Annotated in this window: 22 protein-coding genes; 9 read left to right on the top strand and 13 right to left on the bottom strand. The window is 73.2% G+C overall.

Going from position 1 to position 25,016, the window contains the following annotated elements:
* The first annotated feature begins 61 nt into the window (after window positions 1-61).
* Window positions 62-1,171 carry a DUF3866 family protein gene (locus L6241_RS01095; RefSeq protein WP_368244422.1) on the top strand — a complete coding sequence of 370 codons (1,110 nt, stop codon included), beginning with the start codon at window positions 62-64 and terminating at the stop codon, window positions 1,169-1,171.
* Between the two features lie 196 nt (window positions 1,172-1,367).
* Here the strand turns inward: L6241_RS01095 and L6241_RS01090 are convergent, their stop codons facing one another.
* From L6241_RS01090 to dop, 5 genes are all read right to left on the bottom strand, one after another.
* Window positions 1,368-1,754 carry an FKBP-type peptidyl-prolyl cis-trans isomerase gene (locus L6241_RS01090; protein WP_068275809.1) on the bottom strand — a complete coding sequence of 129 codons (387 nt, stop codon included), beginning with the start codon at window positions 1,752-1,754 and terminating at the stop codon, window positions 1,368-1,370.
* Between the two features lie 63 nt (window positions 1,755-1,817).
* The gene (locus L6241_RS01085) at window positions 1,818-2,777 is read right to left on the bottom strand and encodes an FKBP-type peptidyl-prolyl cis-trans isomerase (RefSeq protein ID WP_368244421.1); all 960 of its coding nucleotides are present in this window, start codon (window positions 2,775-2,777) and stop codon (window positions 1,818-1,820) included.
* Between the two features lie 103 nt (window positions 2,778-2,880).
* Entirely contained in the window at window positions 2,881-4,275 is a 1,395-nt protein-coding gene (gene pafA, locus L6241_RS01080) for a Pup--protein ligase (protein ID WP_368244420.1), read from the bottom strand.
* Between the two features lie 42 nt (window positions 4,276-4,317).
* Window positions 4,318-4,518 carry a ubiquitin-like protein Pup gene (locus L6241_RS01075; RefSeq protein ID WP_068275815.1) on the bottom strand — a complete coding sequence of 67 codons (201 nt, stop codon included), beginning with the start codon at window positions 4,516-4,518 and terminating at the stop codon, window positions 4,318-4,320.
* A 36-nt stretch (window positions 4,519-4,554) separates the two neighbouring features.
* Window positions 4,555-6,045: a depupylase/deamidase Dop gene (gene dop / locus L6241_RS01070; protein WP_368244419.1), complete on the bottom strand. Its 1,491-nt coding sequence runs from the start codon at window positions 6,043-6,045 to the stop codon at window positions 4,555-4,557.
* A gap of 36 nt (window positions 6,046-6,081) precedes the next feature.
* Between dop and L6241_RS01065 the strand changes: the two genes are divergently transcribed.
* The 4 genes from L6241_RS01065 to L6241_RS01050 are packed head-to-tail and all read left to right on the top strand — an operon-like array spanning window position 6,082 to window position 9,740.
* A complete protein-coding gene (locus L6241_RS01065) occupies window positions 6,082-7,089 on the top strand; it encodes an alpha/beta hydrolase (RefSeq protein WP_083968853.1) in 1,008 nt (335 codons plus the stop codon).
* Complete coding sequence (locus L6241_RS01060) at window positions 7,086-8,198, top strand: alpha/beta hydrolase (protein ID WP_368244417.1); 1,113 nt, start codon at window positions 7,086-7,088, stop codon at window positions 8,196-8,198. The genes L6241_RS01065 and L6241_RS01060 overlap by 4 nt, the downstream gene beginning before the upstream one ends.
* The gene (locus tag L6241_RS01055) at window positions 8,195-9,178 is read left to right on the top strand and encodes a ribose-phosphate diphosphokinase (RefSeq protein WP_191680560.1); all 984 of its coding nucleotides are present in this window, start codon (window positions 8,195-8,197) and stop codon (window positions 9,176-9,178) included. The genes L6241_RS01060 and L6241_RS01055 overlap by 4 nt, the downstream gene beginning before the upstream one ends.
* Entirely contained in the window at window positions 9,171-9,740 is a 570-nt protein-coding gene (locus tag L6241_RS01050) for a DUF3054 domain-containing protein (RefSeq protein WP_368244416.1), read from the top strand. The genes L6241_RS01055 and L6241_RS01050 overlap by 8 nt, the downstream gene beginning before the upstream one ends.
* 167 nt (window positions 9,741-9,907) lie before the next feature.
* Here the strand turns inward: L6241_RS01050 and arc are convergent, their stop codons facing one another.
* From arc to L6241_RS01035, 3 genes are read right to left on the bottom strand one after another with little or no spacing between them, the layout of a single operon-like run.
* Entirely contained in the window at window positions 9,908-11,578 is a 1,671-nt protein-coding gene (gene arc, locus L6241_RS01045) for a proteasome ATPase (protein WP_368244415.1), read from the bottom strand.
* Window positions 11,579-11,624: 46 nt separating this feature from the next.
* Window positions 11,625-12,659 carry a tRNA (adenine-N1)-methyltransferase gene (locus tag L6241_RS01040; protein ID WP_123091759.1) on the bottom strand — a complete coding sequence of 345 codons (1,035 nt, stop codon included), beginning with the start codon at window positions 12,657-12,659 and terminating at the stop codon, window positions 11,625-11,627.
* Window positions 12,660-12,702: 43 nt separating this feature from the next.
* A complete protein-coding gene (locus L6241_RS01035; RefSeq protein ID WP_368244414.1) occupies window positions 12,703-13,845 on the bottom strand; it encodes a site-2 protease family protein in 1,143 nt (380 codons plus the stop codon).
* Between the two features lie 116 nt (window positions 13,846-13,961).
* Here L6241_RS01035 and metH point away from each other — a divergent pair, with 116 nt between their 5' ends.
* Entirely contained in the window at window positions 13,962-17,630 is a 3,669-nt protein-coding gene (metH, locus tag L6241_RS01030) for a methionine synthase (protein ID WP_368245126.1), read from the top strand.
* 18 nt (window positions 17,631-17,648) lie between these two features.
* Complete coding sequence (locus L6241_RS01025; RefSeq protein ID WP_368245125.1) at window positions 17,649-18,485, top strand: RecB family exonuclease; 837 nt, start codon at window positions 17,649-17,651, stop codon at window positions 18,483-18,485.
* Window positions 18,486-18,492: 7 nt separating this feature from the next.
* On the opposite strand, the gene L6241_RS01020 is transcribed toward L6241_RS01025, so the two are convergent.
* The 3 genes from L6241_RS01020 to L6241_RS01010 form a co-directional block, all read right to left on the bottom strand.
* Window positions 18,493-19,356, bottom strand: a complete 864-nt coding sequence (locus tag L6241_RS01020) for a class I SAM-dependent methyltransferase (protein WP_368244413.1) — start codon at window positions 19,354-19,356, stop codon at window positions 18,493-18,495.
* A 148-nt stretch (window positions 19,357-19,504) separates the two neighbouring features.
* The gene (locus L6241_RS01015; protein WP_368244412.1) at window positions 19,505-20,602 is read right to left on the bottom strand and encodes an alpha/beta fold hydrolase; all 1,098 of its coding nucleotides are present in this window, start codon (window positions 20,600-20,602) and stop codon (window positions 19,505-19,507) included.
* A gap of 39 nt (window positions 20,603-20,641) precedes the next feature.
* Window positions 20,642-21,313 (bottom strand): HAD family hydrolase, encoded by a 672-nt coding sequence (locus L6241_RS01010; RefSeq protein WP_368244411.1) that lies wholly within the window; start codon window positions 21,311-21,313, stop codon window positions 20,642-20,644.
* A gap of 89 nt (window positions 21,314-21,402) precedes the next feature.
* Here L6241_RS01010 and L6241_RS01005 point away from each other — a divergent pair, with 89 nt between their 5' ends.
* Together L6241_RS01005 and L6241_RS01000 are read left to right on the top strand one after the other, a co-directional pair.
* Entirely contained in the window at window positions 21,403-22,260 is an 858-nt protein-coding gene (locus L6241_RS01005; RefSeq protein WP_368244410.1) for a PAC2 family protein, read from the top strand.
* Window positions 22,261-22,277: 17 nt separating this feature from the next.
* Complete coding sequence (locus L6241_RS01000; protein WP_368244409.1) at window positions 22,278-22,802, top strand: putative immunity protein; 525 nt, start codon at window positions 22,278-22,280, stop codon at window positions 22,800-22,802.
* A gap of 142 nt (window positions 22,803-22,944) precedes the next feature.
* Here the strand turns inward: L6241_RS01000 and mshC are convergent, their stop codons facing one another.
* Both mshC and L6241_RS00990 read right to left on the bottom strand, forming a co-directional pair.
* On the bottom strand, window positions 22,945-24,195 hold the full coding sequence (gene mshC / locus L6241_RS00995) for a cysteine--1-D-myo-inosityl 2-amino-2-deoxy-alpha-D-glucopyranoside ligase (RefSeq protein WP_368244408.1): 1,251 nt from the start codon (window positions 24,193-24,195) through the stop codon (window positions 22,945-22,947).
* Between the two features lie 19 nt (window positions 24,196-24,214).
* A complete protein-coding gene (locus tag L6241_RS00990; protein WP_368245124.1) occupies window positions 24,215-24,994 on the bottom strand; it encodes an SCO1664 family protein in 780 nt (259 codons plus the stop codon).
* Window positions 24,995-25,016 lie beyond the last annotated feature (22 nt).

Genomic DNA, 25,016 nt, shown 5'->3' with positions numbered 1-25,016 from the left:
CGCTGCGGCGCACGCCCGACGCTACCCGAGGGTCGCGAGGCGGGCAGATAGCCTTCGCGCCATGATCCACTGGCGCCGCGGCACGGTCTCGTCCGTCACGGGCGGCTGGGGGCCGGTGGTCACCGTCGACGTCGAGCTCGACGAGGGCGGGGTCATGGCCGCGCTCGCCGACACCCCGCTCGTCGGCACCCCGCGGGTGGGCGACACGGTGCTGCTCAACGCGAGCGCGCTCCTCAAGGGGCTGGGCACCGGGGGCCAGGCCCTCGTCGTCGCGATCCCCGACGCGCTGCCCCCGGACCCCGTCGCCGCCGACGGCTCCCGACCGCCCGGCCACATCGTCAAGGCGCGCTACGCGCCGCTGCAGACGATGGTCCTCGCGCTCGAGGAGCAGGAGTCGCCCCACCACGAGGCGATGGCCGGCCACCCCCAGGTCGTCGCCGGCGACCTCGAGGGCATGCCCGTCGTCGCCGCCGAGCTGCACTCGGCCCTGCCGGCCGTCGTCGCCGGCATCCACGCCGACCGCCCCGGTGCTCGCGTCGCCTACGTCATGACCGACACGGGCTCGCTGCCGCTCGGCCACTCCCGTCTCGTCGCCGCGATGCGCGAGACCGGGATGCTCACGAGCACGACGAGCGTCGGCCAGGCGTACGGCGGGGAGCACGAGACGATCACCCTGCACTCGGCGCTGCTCGCGGCGCGGTACGTCCTCGGCGCCGACGTCGTCGTCGTCGCGCAGGGGCCGGGCAACGCCGGCTCGGCGACGCCATGGGGCTACTCCGGCATCAGCCAGGGCGAGGTGCTCAACACCGTGCACACGCTGCGCGGTCGTGGGGTCGCGGTCCTGAGGGTCTCCGCGGCCGACCCGCGCGGTCGTCACCGCGGGCTGTCGCACCACACGGCGACGACGCTGGGCCGGGTGGTCCTCGGGGCGGCCGACGTGCCGCTCGCCGCCGACGACGACCTCTCCCCCGGTCTGCGCGAGGCGGTCGAGGCCGTCTGCGCGTCCGCGACCGGTCGCCTCTCCCCCGTCCTCGTCCCCACCGGTGGTCTCGACGAGGCGCTGCGCGCCTGCGCGGTGCCGCTCGCGACGATGGGCCGCGGCTACGCCTCCGAGCGCGCCGCCTTCGTCACCTCGGCCGCCGCCGGCCGCCACGCCGCCGCCCTCCTCTGACCCCCTTCGCCCCGGTCCCCACTTTCCCGCCCAGGGCGGGAAAGTGCGACCTCGGGAAGGAAATGTTCTCGCCCGAGGTCGAATGTTCCCGCCCTGGGCGGGAAAGCTGAGACAGCCCCCGGACGCACCACGGGCCCCCGACCGGCGTACCGGTGGGGGCCCGAGGCGAGGGGCGAAGGGGGTGTCAGCCGACTCCTCAGCCGACGGAGACGAGGTCGACGACGAAGATCAGGGTCTCGCCGCCCTTGATCGCACCGCCGGCGCCGCGGTCGCCGTAGCCGAGGTGCGGCGGGATGGTGATCTTGCGACGACCGCCCTCCTTCATGCCGAGCAGGCCCTGGTCCCAGCCCTGGATGACCTGGCCGACGCCGACGGTGAAGGCGAGCGGGGCGCCGCGGTTCCACGAGGCGTCGAACTCCTCGCCGGTGCTGTGGGCGACGCCGACGTAGTGCGCCTTGATGGGGTCGCCGGGGGTGGCCTCGCGGCCGTCGCCGACGGTGATGTCCTCGAGCACGAGCTCGCTCGGCGGGGTGTCGCCGGGGAACTCGATCTCGGGCTTGGTCGTGCTCGGGTCGAAGGGCATGCGGACCTCCTGGGGTCTGGGGTTGCGGGTGGCGTGGCAGGTCGTCGCGGCGCGAGCGCCGGGTCAGACCTTGCCGAGGACGTCGATGACGAAGACGATCGTGTCGTCCTTGGTGATGCTGCCGTCGGGGCTGCCGGTCTTGCCGTAGCCGTCCTTCGGGGGCACGACGAGCAGGACGCGGTCTCCGACCTTCGTGCCGACGAGCTCCTCGTCCCAGGCCTTGATGACCTGGCCGCCGCCGACCTGCACGGCGAAGGGGCGACGCCCCTCCTGCTTGCTGGAGTCGAAGACCTTGCCGTTCTTCCACAGCGCGCCGGTGTAGCTGACGTAGGCGGTGTCGCCCTTCTTGACCGTCGCGCCGTCGCCCTGGACGAGCGTCTGGGCCGTCGTGGAGCTCGGCGCCTTGCCCTTGGGCATCTCGAAGGTCGCGGCCTTGTCGGTCGAGTAGGTGACCTTCGGCAGGCCGGACTTCGCGGCGACCTCCTTGCCCTTGGCCTCCTTGAGCATGACGTCCTTGACGTCGTAGACCATGACGACGGAGTCGGTCGCGGCGACGCCGAGCTGCTCGTTGCCGGTCTCGCCGAACATCTCCTTCGGCGGGACGACGGCGGTCGCGGTGCTGCCGACCTTCTGGCCGACGATGCCGTTGCGCAGGCCGGGGAAGATCTGCTCGTTGCCGAGGTCGATCGCGATGGGGTCCGCGGTGTAGGTCTCGGTGTTGGGGATCGGCTTGCCGCTGGTGCCGTTGTAGAGGGCGATGTCGACGGTGACGACGTCGTCCTTGCTCACCGGGGCGCCCTTGCCCTCCTTGACCGTCTTGACCTCGGTCTTCGAGGTGGAGACGCTCTTGTCCTCGAGGGCGATCTTCGGGGCGGCCTTCTCGGTGCCGGCGGTGACCTTCACCTGGTCCACCGCCCCCGAGGAGGCGGCCTCCGGGGCCTCGGCGTCGTCACCGCCGCAGGCGGTGAGGGTCAGTGCAGCGGCCGCGGTCAGCGCCACGGTCGCGCGGGCACGTGAGATCACGAGGAGTCCTTCGTCTTGGGGGTGACTTCTCCTCCACCATAACCACAGCCCCCTGAGAGCCGCCTGATCGAGCCGTCCGACGGCCCTGGTCGGCGGGCCCTGCTCAGGGCGCCGCGGCGGGCTCCGGCGGGGCGGGGCGCATCGAGGCGATGAGGGCGTCGACCCGCTCGTCGACGGCGGCGAAGGGGTCCTTGCACAGGATCGTGCGCTGGGTCGCGTCGTTGAGCTTGAGGTGGACCCAGTCGACGGTGAAGTCGCGGCCGTGCTCGCGCGCGGCCCGCACGAAGTCGCCGCGCAGCCGGGCCCGCGTGGTCTGCGGAGGGGTGTCGACGGCCGCCGCGACGCGGGCGTCGTCGACGACGCGGGCGACCCGCCCGGCCCGCTGGAGCACGTGGTGCACCCCGCGCTGCGGGTCGATGTCGTGGTAGGCGAGGTCGAGCTGGGCGATGCGGGGGTCCTCCATGCCCACCCCCCTGCTCGCGGCGTAGGCGTCGAGCAGCCGGTGCTTGACGACCCAGTCGACCTCGGTCGCGACGAGGTCGAGCCGGTCGGTCTCGATCGCGGTGAGCGTGCGCTGCCACAGCTCGACGACGTGGGTGGTCACCGCGTCGTCGATGCCCTCGCGCTCGACGAGCTCGAGGACGCCGTCGAGGTAGGCCTGCTGCAGCTCCAGACCGCTCATCTGGCGACCATCGGCCAGCCGGACCGTGGCCCGCCCGGTGATGTCGAGGCTGATGTCGCGGATCGCCCGGATGGGGTTCTCCAGGCGCAGGTGGTCCATCCGCACGCCCGACTCGAGCATCCGCAGGACGAGCGAGGCGGACCCCACCTTGAGCAGCGTCGTCGTCTCGGTCATCGTCGAGTCGCCGACGATGACGTGCATCCGGCGGTAGCGCTCGGCGTCGGCGTGGGGCTCGTCGCGGGTGTTGATGATGGGCCGCGAGCGCGTCGTCGCCGACGAGACGCCCTCCCAGATGTGGTCGGCCCGCTGGCTCACCGAGAAGACCGGTCCCTGGCTCGTTGTTATCACCTTGCCCGTGCCGGCGACGAGCTGGCGCGAGATGAGGAAGGGCAGCAGCCCCTCGGTGATCGCCCCGAAGTCGTCGGTGCGGGCGACGAGGAAGTTCTCGTGGCAGCCGTAGGAGTTGCCGGCGGAGTCGACGTTGTTCTTGAAGACGTAGATCTCGCCGTCGACCTCGTCCTCGGCCAGACGCGTCTGCGCGTCGTCGACGAGCTGCTGGACGACGAGCTCGCCGGCGCGGTCGTGCGCGACGAGGTCGAGCAGGTCGTCGCACTCGGCGGTCGCGTACTCGGGGTGGCTGCCGACGTCGAGGTAGAGCCGCGCGCCGTTGCCGAGGAAGACGTTGCTCGAGCGGCCCCACCGCACGACCGAGCGGAACATGTACCGCGCGACCTCGTCGGGCGTGAGGCGCCGCCTGCCCTGCGACGTGCACGTCACGCCGAACTCGGTCTCGATGCCGTAGATGCGCCGCTCCATGGCGCCCAGGCTAGGGGCAGCGCCCCCGGCCCGGACCGGGGGCTACTCGCCGCCCTTCTGCACGAAGCTCTTGACGAACTCCTCGGCGTTCGTCTCGAGCACGCCGTCGATGTCGGAGAGCACCGAGTCCAGCCCCTCGTCGCGCGCGGCGTTGCTCGCGCTCACCTGGCCGAAGGCGTCGTCGCCGGGGGTCTCGTCCCCGCCGCCGCCACCGCTGCGCCGCACCTGCTCCTGACCGGCCATCACCGGCTCCTCTCGTCGACGGGTCGAGCCCCCAACCTATGCCCCGAGCGCCTCGACGACCTCGGTGACCGTGTCGTGGGCGAGCGCGGCCGCGGTCGCGTCACGGCCCAGGGCGGTCGGCTCGGGCATCGAGATGCGCGCGACCCCGCGCGGGACGCGCAGCACGACGGAGTCCCAGGACGCGGAGATGACGTCGGGGGCGTGGTCGCGCACGAGCCGCCCGCGCAGCCAGGCACGGGTGTCGGCCGGCGGCGTGGTCACCGCAGCCTCGACCTCCTCGGGCGTCGTCAGCCGGGTGATCCGGCCGGCCGCCTCGAGGCGGGCGAAGACCCCCTTCGCCGGGCGGATGTCGCTGTACTGGATGTCGACCGCCTGCAGCCGCGGGTCGCCCCACGCGAGCCCGTCGCGGTCGCGGTAGCCCTGGAGGATCGAGAGCTTGGCGACCCAGTCGAGGTCCTTCGCCGCCGACATCGGGTCGCTCTCGAGGAGCGTGAGGACCCGGTCGAGATGGGCGAGGACCTCGTCGGTCGCCTCGTCGCTGCCGTGCCGCCCGAGGTGCTCTCCGATGAGCTCGCGGTAGGCCCACAGGAGCTGGACGGCGGTCATCCGCCGGCCGTCGGCGAGCTCGACGAGCGCGGTGCACGTCGGGTCGTGCGAGACCTCGCGCAGGGCCCGAAGGGGGTCGCGCAGGGCGAGCCGGCCGCGCACCGCGTCGGCCTCGACGAGGGCGAGGACGAGCGAGGTCGAGCCCATCTTCAGCAGGTTCGCGACGTCGGCGAGGTTCGCGTCGCCGATGATGACGTGGAGGCGGCGGTAGCGGTCGGGGTCGGCGTGCGGCTCGTCCCGCGTGTTGATGATCGGGCGGCGGAAGGTCGTCTCCAGGCCCACCTCGGCCTCGAAGAAGTCGGCCCGGGAGCAGATCTGGTAGCCCGCGCCCTCGCTCTCGCGGCCCAGGCCGACGCGGCCGGCCCCGATGACCACCTGACGCGCGACGAAGAAGGGCGTGAGGTCGCGCACGACCCGGGCGAAGGGGGTGGCGCGGTCGAGCAGGTAGTTCTCGTGGGTGCCGTAGGAGGCGCCCTTGCCGTCGGTGTTGTTCTTGTAGAGCGTCACGCCCGGCGGCCGGGTCGACAGCAGCTCGACGGCCTCGCGCATGACGAGCTCGCCGGCCCGGTCGTGCACGACGGCGTCGTGGGGGGTCATCACCTCGGGCGAGGAGTACTCGGGGTGGGCGTGGTCGACGTAGAGGCGCGCACCGTTGGTGAGCACGACGTTGGCCAGGCCCGGCTGCTCCTCGTCGGTGAGCTGGGTCGGGTCGGCCTCGTCGCGGGGCATCGAGAAGCCGCGGGCGTCGTGCAGCGGCTGCTCGTCGGAGTAGTCCCACGCCCCGTGCGTCGCGCGCAGCCCGTGCTCCCTCGCGTAGCGCGAGACGACGAGACCGGAGGTCTGGACGGGGTCGGCCCACGGCTGACCGGGCACGGTGATGCCGTACTCGGTCTCGATCCCCATGACTCTGCGCACGCTCATGTCCCCCAGCGTAGGAGGGCGCGGTTCAATGGCCGCATGCCCTCTGCGACGCCCTCTGCCTGGATGCCGCTGCGGACGAGGGCGCTGGCCGCCCTGCTGCGCGCGACGAGCGGCCCGGTCGACACGATCAGCCCGGCCCGGCTGGCCCGCACCCGTCGACGGGTGCCCCTGCACCGGCCCCTGACGTGGGCGATCGGCACCCCGACGAAGGGGGTGACGACGACGGTCCGCGAGGTCCCGGTGCGCGACGGGGCCCGCGTGCGGGTCCGGGTGCACCGGCCGGACTACGTCGAGGGGGCGCTGCCGGTCGTCATGCACTTCCACGGCGGCGGCTTCGCGATGGGTCACCCCACCGCCTTCGACCCCGTGTGCACGCGCGTCGCCCAGGTCGCCGGCGCCGTCGTCGTCTCGGTGGGCTACCGCATGGCGCCCGAGCACCGCGCGCCGACCGCCGTGCACGACTGCGCCGACGTCACCCGGTGGGTCCTCGCGCACGCCGCCGAGCTGGGCGCCGACCCCGACCGGCTGGCCCTCACCGGCGACAGCGCGGGCGGCAACCTCGCCGCGGCGGTGGCCCAGGGGCTCGTCGCCGACGGCGTGAGCGCCCTGCGCCACCTCGCCCTCACCTACCCCGCGCCCGACCTCACCGAGCGCGAGGTCGACCTCGTCCTCGAGCAGGAGGACGTCGAGGTGCCGCCGCACGGCTTCCCCGTCATCACCCCCGACATGCTGCGCGCCTTCCGCAGCCTCTACCTCGGCGACCTCGACGGCAGCGACCCGATCGTCTCCCCCGCCCGCGGCGAGCTCGCCGGGCTGCCCCCCACCCTCGTGCAGACCGCCGAGCTCGACCCCCTCCGTCTCGACGGCGAGGCCTTCGCCCAGGCCCTGCGCGACGCGGGCGTGCCCGTGCGGCACACCCGCTACCGCGGCTCGCCCCACGGCTTCCTCTCCCTGCCCGGGCTCACGGCCGCCGGGCACCCCGCCCTCGAGGAGCTCGCCGCCGAGATGGCCCACCACCTGCGCCCGACGAAGGAGCCCGCATGACCGCGCGTCCCCACCTGGCCCGTCCCCGCCCGGCTCGTGCCCCACGACCGGCGCTGCGCACCCGGGTGGTGACCGACCTCCTCGAGCGGCTGGGGCGCCGCCCGGTGGAGGACTCCGACCTCGACGACATCCGGGCCAAGCGCGAGACCGTCTACCCGACCCGGGCCCCCTTCACGTGGATCACCGGGCCCGTCGGCCGCGGGGTGCGGGTCGAGACGGCGAGCGCCCCCGTGCGCGACGGGGCGCGCATCCCCCTTCGCTGCTACCTGCCCGCGATGCCGGGCCCACTGCCCCTCCTCGTCTTCTTCCACGGTGGCGGGTGGGTGCAGGGCTCGACCGCGATGTACGACCCGTTGTGCTCGCGCCTGGCCGAGCAGGTCGGGGCGGTCGTCGTCAGCGTCGACTACCGGATGGCCCCGGAGCACCTCTTCCCCACCGCCGCCCACGACGCCGTCGACGTCGTCTCCTGGCTCGTCGAGCACGGGGCGAGCCTGCCGGTGCTCGCCGACGCAGACCTCACGAGGGTCGGTCTCGCGGGCGACAGCGCGGGCGGCAACCTCGGCGCCGTCGTCGCCCAGCAGCTGCGCGACCTGCGCGGTCCCGACGGCGAGCCCGTCCTGCGCCACCAGGCCCTGATCTACCCGGCGACCGACCTCACGATGAGCTCGCCGTCCATCGACGAGCACGCCGACGGCCCGGTCCTCACCCGCGCGGGCATCACGGCCTTCCGCGCCCTCTACCTCGACGGCACCCTCGGCGTGCGCGAGGACCACCGGGCCGACCCGCGCCACCGCGACCCGCTCGCCTCTCCCCTGGCCGGCGACGCGACCGGGGTCGCCCCGGCGCTCGTGCAGGCCGGCGAGCTCGACCCCCTTCGCGACGACGCGACGCGGTACGCGGAGCACCTCGCCGAGGCCGGTGTGCCGGTGCGGTGCACGACCTACAGCCGGCTGCCGCACGGCTTCGCCTCGATGCCCGGCGCCTGCCCGGGGGCCGACGCCGCGCACGCCGAGCTCGTGGGCGAGATCGCGCACCACCTGCACGCGTCGGTAGGCTCGCAGCGCCCGCTCGCCGTCGGCGACGCCGAGGACCAGGAGCACGCGCAGTGAGAGAGATCGTCGTCTTCTCCGGCAGCGCCCACCGAGAGCTCGCCGAGCGGATCTGCGACCAGCTCGGCGTGCCGCTCTCGCCCAGCCGTACGACCCGCTTCAGCAACGACTGCCTCCAGACCCAGCTGCTGGCGAACTGCCGCCAGCGCGACGTCTACGTCGTCCAGCCGCTCGTCGCGCCGACGCAGGACCACCTCATGGAGCTGCTCCTCATGCTCGACGCCGCCCGGGGCGCCTCGGCCGCGCGGGTGACCGCCGTCGTGCCGCACTACGCGTACGCGCGCTCGGACAAGAAGGACGCCTCGCGCATCTCGATCGGCGGGCGGCTCGTCGCCGACATGATCACCGCCGCCGGGGCCGACCGCGTCATCACGATGGCGCTGCACGCACCCCAGGTCCACGGCTTCTTCTCGGTGCCGGTCGACCACCTCACCGCGCTCGGGGTGCTCGCCGAGCACTTCCGCGGGCGTGACCTCGACGACGCCGTCGTCGTCTCGCCCGACCTCGGCAACGCCAAGGAGGCGACGCAGTTCGCCCGTCTCCTCGGCCTGCCGGTCGCCGCCGGCAGCAAGCAGCGCACGTCCGACGACACGGTCGTCGTCGAGTCGGTCGTCGGCGACGTGCGGGGCCGGCACGCCGTCGTCCTCGACGACGAGATCGCCACCGGCGGCTCGATCGTCGAGCTGCTCGCCAAGCTCGAGGAGCTCGGCTGCACGGGCGCCTCCGTCGCGTGCACGCACGGGCTCTTCGCCGGCCGTGCGGTCGAGCGGCTGCGTGAGCACCCGATGGTCGACGAGGTCGTGACGACCGACACGGTGCCGGCGCCGGACGGCTGGCCGCAGCTCCAGGTGCGCTCGGTGAGCGGCCTCTTCGCCCAGGCGATCTCGCGCATCCACGCCGGGGAGTCGGTCTCGAGCCTCTTCGACGGCGTCGACCCGACGCACGCCCCGCCCCAGCCCTCCCTCTTCGACCGTGCCTGAGCGCGACACCGCGCGCTCCGCCGCGACCGCGCTCGCGCTCGACGTCCTCGTCGTCGCGGTCTTCGTCGTCGTCGGTCGGCGCAGCCATGCCGAAGGGGTGACCCTCGCCGGGTGGCTCGAGACGGCCTGGCCCTTCCTCGGCGGTCTCGTCCTGGGCTGGGTGGGCGTCGTCGCCGGCCTGGGCCGGGCCCCCGTCACCCTCGCCACCGGTCTGCCGGTCTGGGTCGCGACGGTCTTCGGCGGGATGGCGCTGCGCGACATGTCCGGTCAGGGCACCGCGCTCCCCTTCGTCGTCGTCGCGACGCTCTCGCTCGCCCTCGGGCTGCTCGGCTGGCGGGCCGCCGCGACCCTGCTCGGGCGACGGCGCACGGCGGCCCCGGCGGCACCGGCACCGCACCGGGGCGTCGTGGTCGGCGAGCCCACCCCCGACCCCCTCGGGCAGCGCGAGCTCGGCGATCAGGACATCACCACACCGGGACGCGGGGTCGTCCCCCCGCAGGAGCGCGCCCGCTACGGCCGCCGTCCCGACGCCGAGGCGGACCGCCCGGACGCCGGCGAGTAGCCGGCCTCGGCGAGCCCGCCGCACCCGAGATGTCGGCATCCGCCCTGGTTGCAACCGCCCTGGTTGCAACCCGAGCACCTGCCAACTTCTCGGATGATCTGCCCGAGATGTCGGCATCCGCCTTGGTTGCAACCCGAGCATCTGCCAGCTGCTCGGCAGGGATCCGCTCAGCCGAGGTCGATGGACTTGCCGGCGCTCGTGCCCGAGGCGGTGCCGACGAGGGTGCGGATGTAGACGATCCGCTCCCCCTTCTTGCCCGAGACCCGAGCCCAGTCGTCCGGGTTCGTCGTGTTCGGCAGGTCCTCGTTCTCGCGCAGCTCGGCCAGGCAGCTGGCGAGGAGGTGCTCCTCGCGCAGGCCCTCGACGCCGGAGGTGAGGTACTCCTTGATCGCGAGCTTCTTCGCGCGGTCGACGACGTTCTGGATCATCGCGCCGGAGCTGAAGTCCTTGAAGTACAGGACCTCCTTGTCGCCGCCGGCGTAGGTGACCTCGAGGAACTGGTTCTCGGGGATCTGGGCGTACATCCGCTCGACGACGGCGTCGATCATCGCGACGACCGTGCGCTCGTGCGAGCCGTCGTGGTCGCCGAGGTCGTGCGGGTGCAGCGGCAGGTCGGCGGTGAGGTACTTCGCGAAGATCTCTCGCGCGGCCTGGGCGTCCGGGCGCTCGATCTTGATCTTCACGTCGAGGCGACCAGGTCGCAGGATCGCGGGGTCGATCATGTCCTCGCGGTTCGTCGCACCGATGACGATGACGTTCTCGAGGCCCTCGACGCCGTCGATCTCGGCGAGCAGCTGCGGGACGATCGTCGTCTCGACGTCGGAGGACACGCCCGAGCCCCGGGTGCGGAAGAGGCTGTCCATCTCGTCGAAGAAGACGACGACGGGGGTGCCGTCGCTGCTCTTCTCACGGGCCCGGTGGAAGATGAGGCGGATGTGCCGCTCGGTCTCGCCGACGTACTTGTTGAGCAGCTCCGGGCCCTTGATGTTGAGGAAGTAGGCGTTCGTCGCCGTCGCCGCGTCGCGCCCGTCGCGCTCGGCGACCTTGCGGGCCAGCGAGGAGGCGACGGCCTTGGCGATCATCGTCTTGCCGCACCCGGGCGGGCCGTAGAGCAGGACGCCCTTCGGGGGCTTGAGCTGGTGGCGCTCGTAGAGCTCGGCGTGCAGGTAGGGCAGCTCGACGGAGTCGCGGATCGTCTCGATCTGGCCGGACAGGCCACCGATGTCCTCGTAGGAGAGGTCGGGCACCTCCTCGAGCACGAGGTCGGCGACCTCGGCCTTGGGGATGAGCTCGAGGGCGATGTTGCTGCGGGCCTCGAGGAGCACGGCGTCGCCGACGCGGACGCGCTCGCGGCGCAGGGCCGCGCCCTGGCGCACGACGCGCTCTTCGTCCTGGCGGGCGAGGACGAGCAGACGGCCGTCGTCGAGCAGCTCCTTGACGAGCACGACGTCGCCGGCGACGTCGGGGTCGTGGACCGACACGACGTTCATCGCCTCGTTGAGCAGCACCTGGCGCCCGACCTCGAGCGCGTCGGCCTCGATCGTCGGCGAGACGGCGACGTGCATCTTGCGCCCGTTGCTCAGGACGTCGACGGTGCCGTCGTCATGGACCCCGACGAGCTGCGCGTAGGCCGACGGCGGCTGGGCCAGGCGGTCGATCTCGGCGCGCAGGGTGACGATCTGCTCCCGGGCGTCCTTGAGCGTGCGCACGAGGCGCTCGTTCTGCGAGGACAGCGTGCTCAGCTGCGAGGTCTTCGTGCTCAGCTCGCGCTGGGTGGTGCGCAGCTGCTCCGCGGGGCTCGGCCCCTGCGGGACCGCGCCGGTGGCTCCGGTGCTCATCGGGTCGTCCTCCTAGGTCGCGTCAGCCCCATCCTCGCTCACGACGTCAGCGCGGCGTCGGGGGCACCACACCCCGGACGAGCTTGCGCATCTTCTTCTCCGACGCGACCCGCTCGCCGAGCGCCTCGCTGCTCCAGTCCTGGCCCTCGGGTCCGAGGTGGCTCGTCGCGTCGAGCATGGCCCCCGTGGGAGCGCCGTCCTGGTCCTCCTCGGCCGGCACGTAGCCGCGGCCGGGGCGGCGCTTGCGCAGGGGCGGGGTGGTGCCCGGCGCGAGGCGCCGGGTGGTGATGAGGAAGCCGGTGTGACCGTGCATGCGGTGCTGGGGACGCACCGCGAGGCCCTCGAGGTGCCAGCCGCGCACGAGGGACTCCCACGCCTCGGGCTCGGTGAAGGTCCCGAAGTCGCGCATCGCCTCGGCGACCTTGCTCAGCTGGGTGGCGGTCGCGACGTAGCAGATGAGCACGCCGCCGGGCGCGAGCGCGTCGGCGACGACCTCGAGGCACTCCCACGGGGCGAGCATGTCGAGCACGACGCGGTCGACGGTGCCGGGCTCGACGGCGCCGGGCAGGGACTCGACGAGGTCGCCGACGGTGACGGTCCACGCGGGGTGGTCCTCGCCGAAGAAGGCCCGGGCGTTCGCGACCGCGATGTCGGCGAAGTCGGCGCGGCGCTCGAAGGACAGCACCCGCCCGCTCTCGCCGACCGCGCGCAGCAGCGACATCGACAGCGCGCCCGACCCGACACCGGCCTCGACGACGGTCGCACCGGGGAAGACGTCGGCCATGGTGACGATCTGACCGGCGTCCTTGGGGTAGACGACGGCCGCGCCGCGCGGCATCGACATGACGTAGTCCGACAGCAGCGGGCGCAGGGCGAGGTACTCAGTGCCGGCGGTGTTGGTGATCGTCGAGCCGTCGGGCGAGCCGATGAGGTCGTCGTGCTTCACGTGGCCGCGGTGGGTGTGGAACTGCTTGCCCGGGGTGAGGGTGATCGTGTGCATCCGCCCCTTCGGGTCCGTCAGCTGGACGCGGTCGCCCTCACGGAAGGGGCCGCGGCGGTACTGGGATCCGGTGGCAGTCATAGCCCGCGAGTCTACGGACCCGTGGGCGGTGCTCCGGACGGCGTCACGGGCGGGGCGGTCGTCCCTGGACCTCGTCGAGCGCCGCGCCGAGCTCGTGGACGGACACGACGCCGGCGAGCACCCCGCCCCGCGTCACCGCGAGATGGCTGGCCCGGGTGTCCTGGAAGGTCCGCACGAGAGCGATGAGGTCCTCCTCGGGGTCGCCCTCGAGCGGGACGACCCACTCGGAGGGCTGACGCGCCATGACGGCGGAGACGGGGGTGCGCTCGCGCAGGTCGGCGGGCACGCCGTCCATCGCGGCGGCCGAGAGCAGGGCGAGCGGACGACCGAGGGCGTCGACGACGACGGGCACGCCGTGGGCGGCCTGCGGGTCGACGTCGGCGAGGACGGCGCGCTCCGAGACCGCCCGGGCGGGGCGGATGACGCGGGCCGGGTCGAGGCGGGCGAGCACGCCGAGGGACTGACCGGCGGCGATGGCGGCCGTCGCGCCCTGCCAGAGGAAGGCGCAGATGAGCACGGTCCACACGACGCGGAAGAGGTCGGGCCTGGCCCCGGAGAGCAGCGGCAGGCCGATCGCCCACACGACGACCACGACGACGACGGCGCGCCCGCACCAGCCGGCGACGACCCGGCCGCGCGGACGGCTGCCGGTGAGCCGCCACACGGCGGCCTCGACGAGCTGCCCGCCGTCGAGCGGCAGACCGGGCAGGAGGTTGAAGGCGGCGAGGAGGACGTTGACGAAGGCGAACGCCCCGAGCAGGCCCGAGGGCACCCCTTCGGGCGCGAAGGGGTGGACCCCCCAGGCGAGCAGACCGAGGACGAGGTTGCTCAGCGGCCCGACGCCGGCGATGGCGGCCGCGCTCCCGGGGGTGCCCCGGGAGGGGTCGTACGTCGTGTGCCCGCCCCAGATGTCGGCGACGACGGCGTGGACGCGGTGCCCGACGCCGCGGGCGACGACCGCGTGGGCGGCCTCGTGGACGAGGACGGCGACGAGCAGGCCGACGGCGTAGAGGGCGCCGACGCCGTAGGCGAGGGCCCCGAGGTCGGGGCGGTCCGCGGCGATGCCCGGACCGACGAGGGCGATGACGACGACGGCGAGGATCAGCCACGACGAGCCGACGTAGACCGGCACGCCGCCGACCGACGCGACTCGAAGGCCGGACGGTCGATCAGGGGATGCGGCCATGCGAGGCACCCTAGGCGATAATGAGCACCTCCCCCGATGGCCCTGCCGACAGGACTCCCCCAGACGTGACCTCCCCCGCCCACCGCCCTGATGCCTCCGACGCGCTCGCCGCTCTCATGAGCGAGCGCGTCCTGCTGCTGGACGGCTCGATGGGTGTCTTCATCCAACGCCGGGGCCTGAGCGAGGCGGACTTCCGCGGCGAGCGCTTCGCGGACTGGGAGCGCGAGCTCAAGGGCAACAACGACCTGCTCTCGATCACCGCGCCCGACGTCATCCGCTCGATCCACGACGACTACCTCGCCGCCGGCGCGGACATCATCGAGACCAACACCTTCAGCGCGCAGCGCATCTCCATGGCCGACTACGGCATGGAGGAGCTGTCCTACGAGATCAACTACGAGGCGGCCCGGCTGGCGCGCGCGGCGTGCGACGCGGTCGAGACCCCCGAGCGCCCGCGTTACGTCGCCGGCGCCCTCGGCCCGACGAACCGCACCGCGTCGATCTCGCCGGACGTCAACGACCCGGCGGCGCGCAACATCACCTTCGTCGAGCTCGTCGAGGCCTACCTCGAGCAGGCCCGCGGCCTCGTCGACGGCGGCAGCGACATCCTGCTCGTCGAGACGATCTTCGACACCCTCAACGCCAAGGCGGCGATCTTCGCCCTCGAGACCCTCTTCGACGAGCAGGGCCGGCGCTGGCCGGTCATCATCTCCGGCACGATCACCGACGCCTCGGGCCGCACCCTCACCGGGCAGACGACCGAGGCCTTCTGGAACAGCGTCCGGCACGCCCAGCCGCTGGCCGTCGGGCTCAACTGCGCGCTCGGCGCGGCGGAGATGCGTCCCTACGTCGCCGAGATCTCCCGGGTCGCCGACTGCTTCGTGTCGATCTACCCCAACGCCGGTCTGCCCAACGCCTTCGGCGAGTACGACGAGACGGCCGAGCAGATGGCCGAGATCATCGACGGCTTCGTGCGCGACGGCCTCGTCAACATCATCGGCGGCTGCTGCGGCACGACGCCCGAGCACATCGCCGAGCTCGGGCGACGGGTCGAGGGCGTGCCGCCGCGGGTGCCCCCGACCGTCGAGCCGGCGATGCGCCTGTCGGGGCTGGAGCCCTTCACCATCACCGGTGACTCGCTCTTCGTCAACGTCGGCGAGCGCACCAACGTCACCGGCTCGGCCCGCTTCCGCAAGCTCATCCAGGCCGAGGACTACCCGGCCGCGCTGTCCGTCGCCCGCCAGCAGGTTGAGTCCGGCGCCCAGGTCATCGACATCAACATGGACGAGGGCATGCTCGACGGCGTCGCCGCCATGTCGACCTTCGTCAACCTCGTCGGCTCCGAGCCCGACATCTGCCGCGTCCCCCTGATGATCGACTCCTCGAAGTGGGAGGTCATCGAGGCCGGGCTGCAGCGCGCCCAGGGCAAGTGCATCGTCAACTCGATCTCCATGAAGGAGGGGGTGGAGCCCTTCGTCGAGCACGCTCGCCTGTGCCGCAAGTACGGCGCGGCGATCGTCGTCATGGGCTTCGACGAGGACGGCCAGGCCGACACCTACGAGCGCCGTCTCGAGATCGCGCAGCGCGCGTACACGATCCTCACCCAGGAGGTCGGCTTCCCGGCCGAGGACGTCGTCTTCGACCCCAACATCTTCGCCGTGGCGACGGGCATCGAGGAGCACGCGGCCTACGGGACCGACTTCATCGAGGCGACGCGCTGGATCAAGGAGAACCTCCCCCACGCGCTCGTGTCCGGCGGCGTCTCCAACGTCTCCTTCAGCTTCCGCGGCAACAACCCCGTGCGCGAGGCGATCCACGCCGTCTTCCTCTACCACGCGATCGCCGCGGGCATGGACATGGGCATCGTGAACGCCGGCGCGCTCGTGCCCTACGACACCCTCGACGCCGAGCTGCGCGAGCGGATCGAGGACGTCGTGCTCAACCGTCGCGAGGACGCGACCGAGCGGCTGCTCGAGATCGCCGAGGCCCACCGCGGCAGCGGCGAGATCGAGGCCAAGCAGCTCGACGAGTGGCGCTCCCTGCCGGTCTCCGAGCGGATCACCCACGCGCTCGTCAAGGGCATCGACGACTACGCCGAGAGCGACACCGAGGAGCTGCGGCGCGAGATCTCCGAGCGCGGCGGCAAGCCGATCGAGGTCATCGAGGGCCCGCTCATGGACGGGATGAACGTCGTCGGCGACCTCTTCGGCAGCGGCAAGATGTTCTTGCCCCAGGTCGTGAAGTCGGCCCGCGTCATGAAGAAGGCCGTCGCCTACCTCATCCCCTACATCGAGGCCGAGAAGGACCCGGACGCCCCCGAGCGCAGCAAGGGCAAGGTCGTCATGGCCACGGTGCGCGGCGACGTGCACGACATCGGCAAGAACATCGTCGGCGTCGTCCTCCAGTGCAACAACTACGACGTCGTCGACCTCGGCGTCATGGTCCAGACGCAGAAGATCCTCGACGCCGCCCGCGAGGAGAAGGCCGACATCATCGGCCTGTCCGGGCTCATCACGCCGAGCCTGGACGAGATGGTCGGCGTCGCCGAGGAGATGCAGCGTCAGGGGCTGAGCATCCCGCTCATGCTCGGTGGCGCGACGACCTCGCGCGCCCACACGGCGGTCAAGGTCGACCAGCGCTACGACGGCCCCGTCATCTGGGTCAAGGACGCCTCGCGCTCGGTGCCGGTCGTCTCCGCCCTGCTGTCCGACGAGGGCCGCGAGCGCCTCATGGGCGAGGTCAAGGCCGACTTCGACTCGATCCGGGCGCGGCACGCGGCGAAGCAGAACGACCGCCCGCTGCTGTCCCTCGAGCAGGCCCGCGAGCGGGCGACGCCGATGCAGTGGGACGAGGGCTCGGTCCCGCCGGCGCCCAAGGTGCCCGGGCGCACCGTGCTGCGCGACGTGCCGCTCGCCGACATCGTGCCGTACGTCGACTGGCAGCCCTTCTTCAACGCCTGGGAGATGAAGGGCTCCTTCCCCGACATCCTCAACGCCCCGTCGACCGGCCCGGCGGCCCGCAAGCTCTTCGAGGACGCGCAGGACATGCTGCGCCGCGTCATCGACGAGCGCTGGCTCACCGCGAACGCCGTCGTCGGGCTCTTCCCGGCCAACGCCGTCGGCGACTCGGTCGAGGTCTACACGGACGAGTCGCGCACGGAGGTGGCCCACCGGCTGCACATGCTGCGCCAGCAGGGCCAGCACCGCGAGGGCGTCCCCAACCGCAGCCTGGCCGACTTCGTCGCGCCCAAGGAGAGCGGGCTGCCCGACCACGTCGGCGCCTTCGCCGTGACCGGCGGCCTGGGCTCGGCGGAGCACGTGGCCCGCCTCAAGGCCGAGCTCGACGACTACTCGGCGATCCTCCTCGAGTCGCTCGCCGACCGCCTCGCCGAGGGCCTGGCCGAGATGCTCCACGAGCGCGTGCGTCGCGAGCTGTGGGGCTACTCCCCCGACGAGCAGCTCGACAACCGCCAGCTCATCAAGGAGCAGTACGACGGCATCCGTCCGGCTCCCGGCTACCCCGCGTGCCCCGAGCACACCGAGAAGGCGACGCTGTGGGAGATGCTCGACGTCGACGAGATCGGCATCGAGCTCACCGACCGCATGGCGATGTGGCCCGGGGCCTCCGTCTCCGGCTGGTACCTCGGGCACCCCGACAGCCAGTACTTCGTCGTCGGCCGGATCGGCCGCGACCAGGTCGAGGACTACGCGCAGCGCAAGGGGTGGACGCTCAAGGAGGCCGAGACCTGGCTCTCGCCGAACCTCGGCTACCACCCCGAGGACTGATCGACGATCGCGACCGATCTGCCCTCGCTCTCGCCGTCGCGGGCGGCGGACTTCAAGGCGTGCCCGCTGAGGTACCGCTACCGGGCCGTCGACCGGCTCGACGAGGCACCGTCGGCCGCGGCGGCCCGGGGCACGCTCGTGCACGCGGTGCTCGAGGCGCTCTTCGACCTGCCCGCGCCCGAGCGCACCCCGGACGCCGCCGTGGCCCTCGTGCCCGGCCGCTGGGCGGCGATGCTCGCCGAGCGTCCTGAGCTCGCGACGCTCGTGGGCACCGACGACGGGCCCGACGAGCAGGCCTGGTACGCCCAGGCGGAGGCGCTCGTCCACCGGTGGTTCACCCTCGAGGACCCGACCCGGCTGGAGCCGCACGAGCGCGAGAGCCAGGTCGAGGTGGAGGTCGACGGGCTGCGGCTGCGCGGCATCATCGACCGGCTCGACGTCGCACCGACCGGCGAGGTGCGGGTCGTCGACTACAAGACCGGGCGGTCCCCCTCGGAGCGCTTCGAGGGCCGGGCGCTCTTCCAGATGCGCTTCTACGCGCTCATCATCTGGCGCAGCACGGGCCGGGTGCCCGACCTGCTCCAGCTCGTCTACCTGCGCGACGCCCAGGTCATCCGCTACTCCCCCGACGAGGCGGACCTGCTCGCGCTCGAGCGCAACGTGCGGGCGGTCTCGGCCGCGATCCAGCGCGCCCACGAGAGCGGTGACTGGCGACCGAGCCCGTCGCGGCTGTGCTCGTGGTGCGACTTCCGAGCGCTGTGCCCCGCCTTCGGCGGCACGCCGCCCCCGCTGCCACCTCGTGACGGCGTCACCGCCGGGTCGGGCGACCTCGTCCTCGACGCCGTGGACCTCTAGGTCCGGCTCAGCGGCAGGTCGCGGTGACGAGCAGGTACTCCCACGGCAGCACCGTCGTGCCGTCGCCGACGTCGAAGCGCTCGGCGAGACCGATCAGCTCTGCGTCGAGCGCCGCGGCCCGCTCGGACCCCTCCCCCAGCGCCCGGTAGACCGCGATGGTCGGCCCGTAGCTGCTCTTGAAGAGGTCGAGGAAGTCCTGCGGGCCGGCGAAGCGGTCGACGACGAGGTCCTGCTGGACCGCAGTGGTGATCTCCGCCCGGTCGCCGAGCAGGTCGCGGACGTGGTCGACGTGCCCCCACAGCGGCGGCGGCTGGGAGCCGGCCGGCGGCGGGGGCGCGTAGGGCCGCATCGTGGCGAACATCTGCCCGATGAACCCCTCGGGCGTCCAGCTGAGGAGCCCGATGGTCCCCCCGGGCCGCACGACCCGCGTCAGCTGGTCGGCGACCGCCTGGTGGTGCGGGGCGAACATCACGCCGACGCACGACAGGGCGACGTCGAACTCGCCGGTGTCGCACGGCAGGTGCTCCGCGTCCGCGACGACCCACCGGATGCAGAGCCCCTCGGCCTCGGCGGCCGCCCGGCCCGCCTCGAGCAGCTCCGGCGTGAGATCGGTTGCGACGACCTCGGCGCCGGTGCGGGCGGCCGGGATGGCCACGGTGCCGGGACCCGCGGCGACGTCGTGGACGCGCTGCCCGGCGTGGACCCCCGCGGCCTCGACGAGGACCGGCCCCAGCGGGGCGACGACCTCTCGCGCGACGGCGGGGTAGTCGCCGAGCGCCCACATGGCGCGGTGGCGTGCCTTGAGGGCGGTGTCCGCGTCCTCGGCGGGCGGGTCGACGGGTGCGGGCCCGTCGGGTGCGATGGTGCTCATGGCGCTCTCCTTCGTGCGTGCCGACCTGACAGGTCGACGCTAGGAGCGCGACGGGGCGCGCCGCATCGGTGCGTGCACGTAGTCCGCGGGGACGCGGACGGCCTCGGCCGTCTGCCGTGGCGGGGTGCGCGCAGCGGCGAAGGGGGTCTCAGCGGGCGGTGAGCAGGCGGGCGACGGCCGCCGTGCGGGCCGACTTCCCGTGCAGGTCGAGCTTGGCGTAGACGTTGCTCAGGTGACGCTCGACGGTGCGGGTGCTCAGCACGAGGGAGCGGGCGATCTCGTCGTTGTCGCGGCCCTGCGCGGCGAGAGCGAGGATCTCTCGCTCGCGGGGCGAGAGGTCCTCGAGCCCCTCCGAGCGGCCTCCACCGGGTGCCGTGCCCCCGCGGACCGGCACGGGCTCGGCGAGGAAGCGGCTCAGCTCGGCCCGGTAGACCGGCCAGGCGTCGTCGTCCTCGAGGACGATGTGGTTCTCGCTCTCGAGCGCCACCAGCCGGGCGCCGGCGACGTGGGCGGCGAGGTAGCGGGCCTCGGAGAAGTCGTTCATCCGGTCACCCCGCGAGTGGATGACGAGGGTCGGCACGTCGAGCTGCGCGAGCAGGTGCGACGCGTCGGCGACGAGGCGCTGGCGGCGCGACTCCCGGGCGGTCTCGGCGCTCGTCGAGGTGCGCTGCAGCTCGTCGAGCCAGACCCGCTGCTCCTCGCTCGCCCCGGGGATCATCAGCGAGGTGAAGACCCGGCGGAAGGTCGAGTCGGGCCGCGCCCACCCCACCGCGATGAGGGCGTCGAGCGTGTCGTCCATCGCCGCCTCGGTCGGGTCCTTCGACTGCTGGCCCGAGTAGCTGCCGTAGAAGACGAGCCGCGAGACCCGCTGCGGGTGGCGAGCGGCGTAGGTGATGGCGACCGGCCCGCCCTGCGCCATGGCGAGCAGGTCGAAGCGCTCCATCCCGGCGTCGTCGACGACCGCCTCGAGGTCGGCGACCCGCACCTCGAGCCCGTGGTCGGTGACGTCGCGGTCGGAGAGCCCGTGCCCGCGCTCATCGAAGCGCACGACCGTGTGCTCACGGCCCCACTCGAGCAGGTGGTGACGCCACACCGGCGAGGACCAGTCGTGCTGGAGGTGGCTGAGCCAGCAGGAGTCGACGACGAGCGGCGGGCCTGACCCGTGCACGGCGTAGGCGATCTGGGTCCCGTCGACGGAGCGGCAGAAGCGGATCTGCTGACGGGGCGCGGGTGCGTTCGCAGCCACACCCCATCGTAGGACCGGGCGCCCCGCGGGCGCACCGGTCTAGGCGGAGGCGAAGGGGGACCGAGCCCGCGTCACGAGGTCGGCCAGCGACACCCCTTCGAGCGTCTCGAGCTCCACCGAGCCCTCGACCGGCGGGACGGGCACGACGTGCGGGACCGCGATCGTCGGCACGCCGGCGGCGGTCGCCGAGCGCACCCCGGTCGGGCTGTCCTCGACGGCGACGGCATCGGCCGGGTCGACGCCGAGCAGCGCCGCGGCCCGCTCGTAGGGCTCGGGGTGCGGCTTGCCGTGGGTCACCTCGTCACCGGTGACGACGGCGGCGAAGCACCCGGGCTCGAGGGTGTCGAGGACCGCGGTGACGAGGGGGCGCCACGACATCGTCACGAGCGCGTTGGGCACCCCGGCGGCGACGGCCTCGGCGAGCAGCTCCTGCGCGCCCGGCCGCCACGGGACATGGTCGTGCACCTGGGCGATGACCGAGCTCATGAGCTCGTCGACGACCTCGTGCGGGGTGAGCGTCACCGGGGAGCGCTCGATGATGAAGTCCGCGCTCACGAGGAGCGGGTTGCCGACGAGCTCGTGGGCCAGCTCGTCGCTCCACCGCCCGCCGAAGCGCTCGACGAGCTCGTGCTCGGCGCGGATCCAGTAGGGCTCGGTGTCGACGAGGGTGCCGTCCATGTCCCACAGGACCGCGGCGGGGATGATGCTCACGCCTCGACACTGTAACGAGCGCCGTCCGACCACGAGCACGGCGACATAGGCTGGCGGGTGACCGGTAGGACGAGCGAGCAGGAGCCGACGTGATCGAGCTGCAGGACATCCCCGAGCTGCACGACCCGGTGATGATCCTCGCCTTCGAGGGGTGGAACGACGCCGGTGAGGCGGCGACCTCGACCCTCCTCCACCTCGCCGAGGCGTGGGACGCCGACCCGGTCGCCGCCCTCGACCCGGAGGACTACTACGACTTCCAGGTCACCCGGCCGGTCGTCATGGGCCGACCGGGGCAGCGCCGCGTCGACTGGCGCACGACCCGGGTCCTGCTCGCCTCCCCCGACGAGCTCGACCGCGACGTCGTCCTCGTCCTGGGCATCGAGCCCTCCTTCCGCTGGCGGACCTTCTGCGAGGAGATCGTCGACCTCGCCTCCGACCTCGGCGTGCGCACGGTCGTCTCCATCGGCGCGCTGCTCGCCGACGTGCCGCACACCCGGCCCATCCCGGTGAGCGCGACGAGCGACGACGAGCGCACGATCCACCGCTACGACCTCGAGGCGAGCACCTACGAGGGCCCCACCGGCATCATCGGCGTCGTCGCCGACGCCGCCCGGCGCGAGGACACGGCCTCGATCTCGTTGTGGGCGGGCATCCCCCACTACGCCGGGCACGTTCCCTCGCCAAAGGCGACGTACGCGGTGCTGCGAGCCCTCGAGCGCCTCCTCGACGTCTCCCTGCCTCACGGCACGCTCGAGGAGGAGGCCCGGGCCTGGGAGCGCGGCGTCGACGAGGCGGCCGAGGCCGACGAGGACATCCGCGAGTACGTCGAGCAGCTCGAGCAGGCGCAGGACACCGCCCAGCTGCCCGAGGCGAGCGGAGATGCGATCGCCAAGGAGTTCGAGCGCTACCTGCGGCGTCGGCGCGACGACCCGCCGGCTGCGGGCTGAGCGGCGCCCGGCCCGCGATGATCCTCCCGGAGGTGCGCGACCCACGTCTGGTGACGGTGCGGCGCGGCGGCACCCTCACCGACGCGGACCACCGGTTGCTCGCGCTGTGGGCGGCGCTGTGCGCCGAGCACGTGCTCGGGCTCGTCGAGGAGGAGGTGCCCGGCGACCCGCGGCCCCGGGCGGCCGTCGAGGCGGTCCGGTCCTGGGCCGGTGGCGAGCTGCCCATGATGCGTGCCCGGGCCGTCGGCGGTCACGCCATGGGCGCCGCACGACCGCTCACCGGTCCGGCCCGGCTCGCGGCCTACGCAGCCGGGCAGGCTGCCTGCGTGCCGCACGTAGCGGAGCACGACCTCGGTGCCGCGGCCTACGCGATCCGCGCCGCGCATCACGCTCACCCGCAGGACCCGTCGGCGGGGGTCGGCGAGCGCGACTGGCAGCGCGAGCAGCTGCCCGCCGCCGTCCGTGACCTCGTCCTCGAGGACCAGGCGCGGCGCGACGCGATCTGCTGGGGCGCCTTCGGCGACGCCGGCCCCCGCCGCTGACCTGTGTGCTCCCCCCTTCGCCCGCTCCTCCTCGCCCCACCCACTGACGAAACCCTGCTGGCTGCCTCTTGATGTGGCAGGACCGTCTCGACAGGGTCCTGGCACATCGAAGGGCTGCTGGCAGGGTCTTGTCGGAGGAGGTCTACAGCTCGACGCCGAGCAGGGCGTCGACGACGTCGACGACGAGCGCGGGGGCGTCCTCGTCGGCGCCCTCGCCGGCCTCCGCCTGCTCGCACCAGCGGTCGACCGCGTCGAGCGCGGCCGCCGTGTCGAGGTCGTCGGCCAGAGCGGTGCGCACCTCGTCGGCGAGCGTGCCGACACCCGGGCCGCTCGGCAGCGAGGTCGCGCGGCGCCAGCGGTCGAGGCGGCGCTGTGCCTGGCGCAGCGAGTCGTCGGTCCACGACCACTCGGTGCGGTAGTGGTGGGCGAGCAGGACGAGCCGGATCGCCGCCGGGTCGACGCCCTCGCGGCGCAGGTCGGAGACCCGCACGAGGTTGCCCCTGGACTTGCTCATCTTCTCGCCGTCGAGACCCACCATCGCCTGGTGGGTCGTGTGGGCGGCGAAGGGGGACCGCCGCGTCGCGGCGACCGCCTGGAGCGCGGTCATCGGGTGGTGCGGGAACTCGAGGTCGGACCCGCCGCCCTGCACGCCGACCGTCTCGCCGAGGTGGTCGAGGGCGATCGCCGTGCACTCGATGTGCCAGCCGGGGCGTCCCCGGCCGAGGACGGCGCTCTCCCACGCGGGCTCGCCGTCACGCTCGCCGCGCCACAGCATGGGGTCGAGACGGTGCCGCTTGCCGGCACGGTCGGGGTCTCCCCCGCGCTCGGCGGAGTACTCGAGCATCGTCGCCTCGGGCAGCGGGCTCACCTGCTCGACACCGCCGACGGCGGTGACGTCGAGATAGGTGTCCTGGGCGCCGGTGGCGTCCTCGGTGAGGGTGTAGGTCACCCCGGCGTCGACGAGCCGCTCGACGACGGCGACGATGCGCGGCATCGCCTCGACGACGCCGACGTAGGCCTTCGGCGGGATGACGCGCAGCGCGGCCATGTCCTGCGAGAAGAGCTCGATCTGGCTCGTCGCGAGGTCGCGCCAGTCCACGCCGTCGCGCTCGGCACGCTCGAGGAGCGGGTCGTCGACGTCGGTGACGTTCTGCACGTAGTCGACGCCGAGCCCGCTGTCGAGGGCGGCGCGGTGGAGCACGTCGAAGGTGACGTAGGTGGCGGCGTGCCCCATGTGGGTCGTGTCGTAGGGGGTGACGCCGCAGACGTAGAGGCTGAGCCGGCCCTGCTCGGGACGCACCTCGGCCACGGCGTCCGTGAGGGTGTCGTGCAGCCGCGGGGTGGGACCGCTGCCTGGGAGAGTGGGGACGGCGGGCGCGGACCAGGACTTCACGCGCCCATCCTAAGGTGGCTCAGACGGGCGGCCACGGCACGCTCGGCCAGCCGTGCCCGGGCCGGGGATGACGACCCGCCCGCAGCAGCCGCTCGCAGCGCGCGACGAGCGCGTCGACCTCGGTCATGGTGAGCAGGTCGTCGAGCTCACCGGCCTCCGGCGAGCCTTCGATCGCCTCGACGAGGCGCTCCACACGGGCCCGGTCCGCGTCCGTGAGGGGGTCCCCCGCCCACCCCCACAGGACGGTGCGCAGCTTGGGCTCGACGGACAGGCTCACGCCGTTGTCGATGCCGTAGACGCCGTCGCCCTCGAGGAGCACGTGGCTGCCCTTGCGGTCGCTGTTGTTGATGACGGCGTCGAGCACCGACAGCGACCTCAGGACCGGGTCGTCGGGGTGGCTGAGCACGACGCCCGTGCCGCGCTCGTCCTCGCCCGAGAGCACCCGCAGGTAGCCCGGTGGGATCTGGCCCGGACGGGTGACGGCGACGGGGCTGTCGGCGGGCTCGTCGAGGGTGCCGACCCATCGCTGCACGGAGCCCTCGCCGAGGGGCCCGGCCCGCAGGACGGTCGCCGGGACGCAGTCGAATCCGCCCAGCCGGGCGACGAGGTAGGCGGCCCGCTCGCGGTGGGCGAGGTGCCCGTCGGGGTAGTCCCACAGGGGCCGCTCGCCCTGCACGGGCTTGTAGATCGCGGTGAGCGTGCCGCCCTCGTGCTCGACCTCGCAGACGATCGCGAGGTTGCTCGCCTCGGGGTGGGCGCCGAGCATCGTCAGCTCGCCCTCGGCGAGGTGGGTCTCGATCTCGCAGGGCTGCGGGGCCAGC

The organism is Janibacter sp. Y6 (assembly GCF_040900765.1).
In the GTDB taxonomy this organism is placed as follows: Bacteria; Actinomycetota; Actinomycetes; order Actinomycetales; family Dermatophilaceae; genus Marihabitans; species Marihabitans melonis.
Note: the sequence above shows the minus strand (reverse complement) of the source record. Positions and strands in the feature narration are given on the sequence as shown.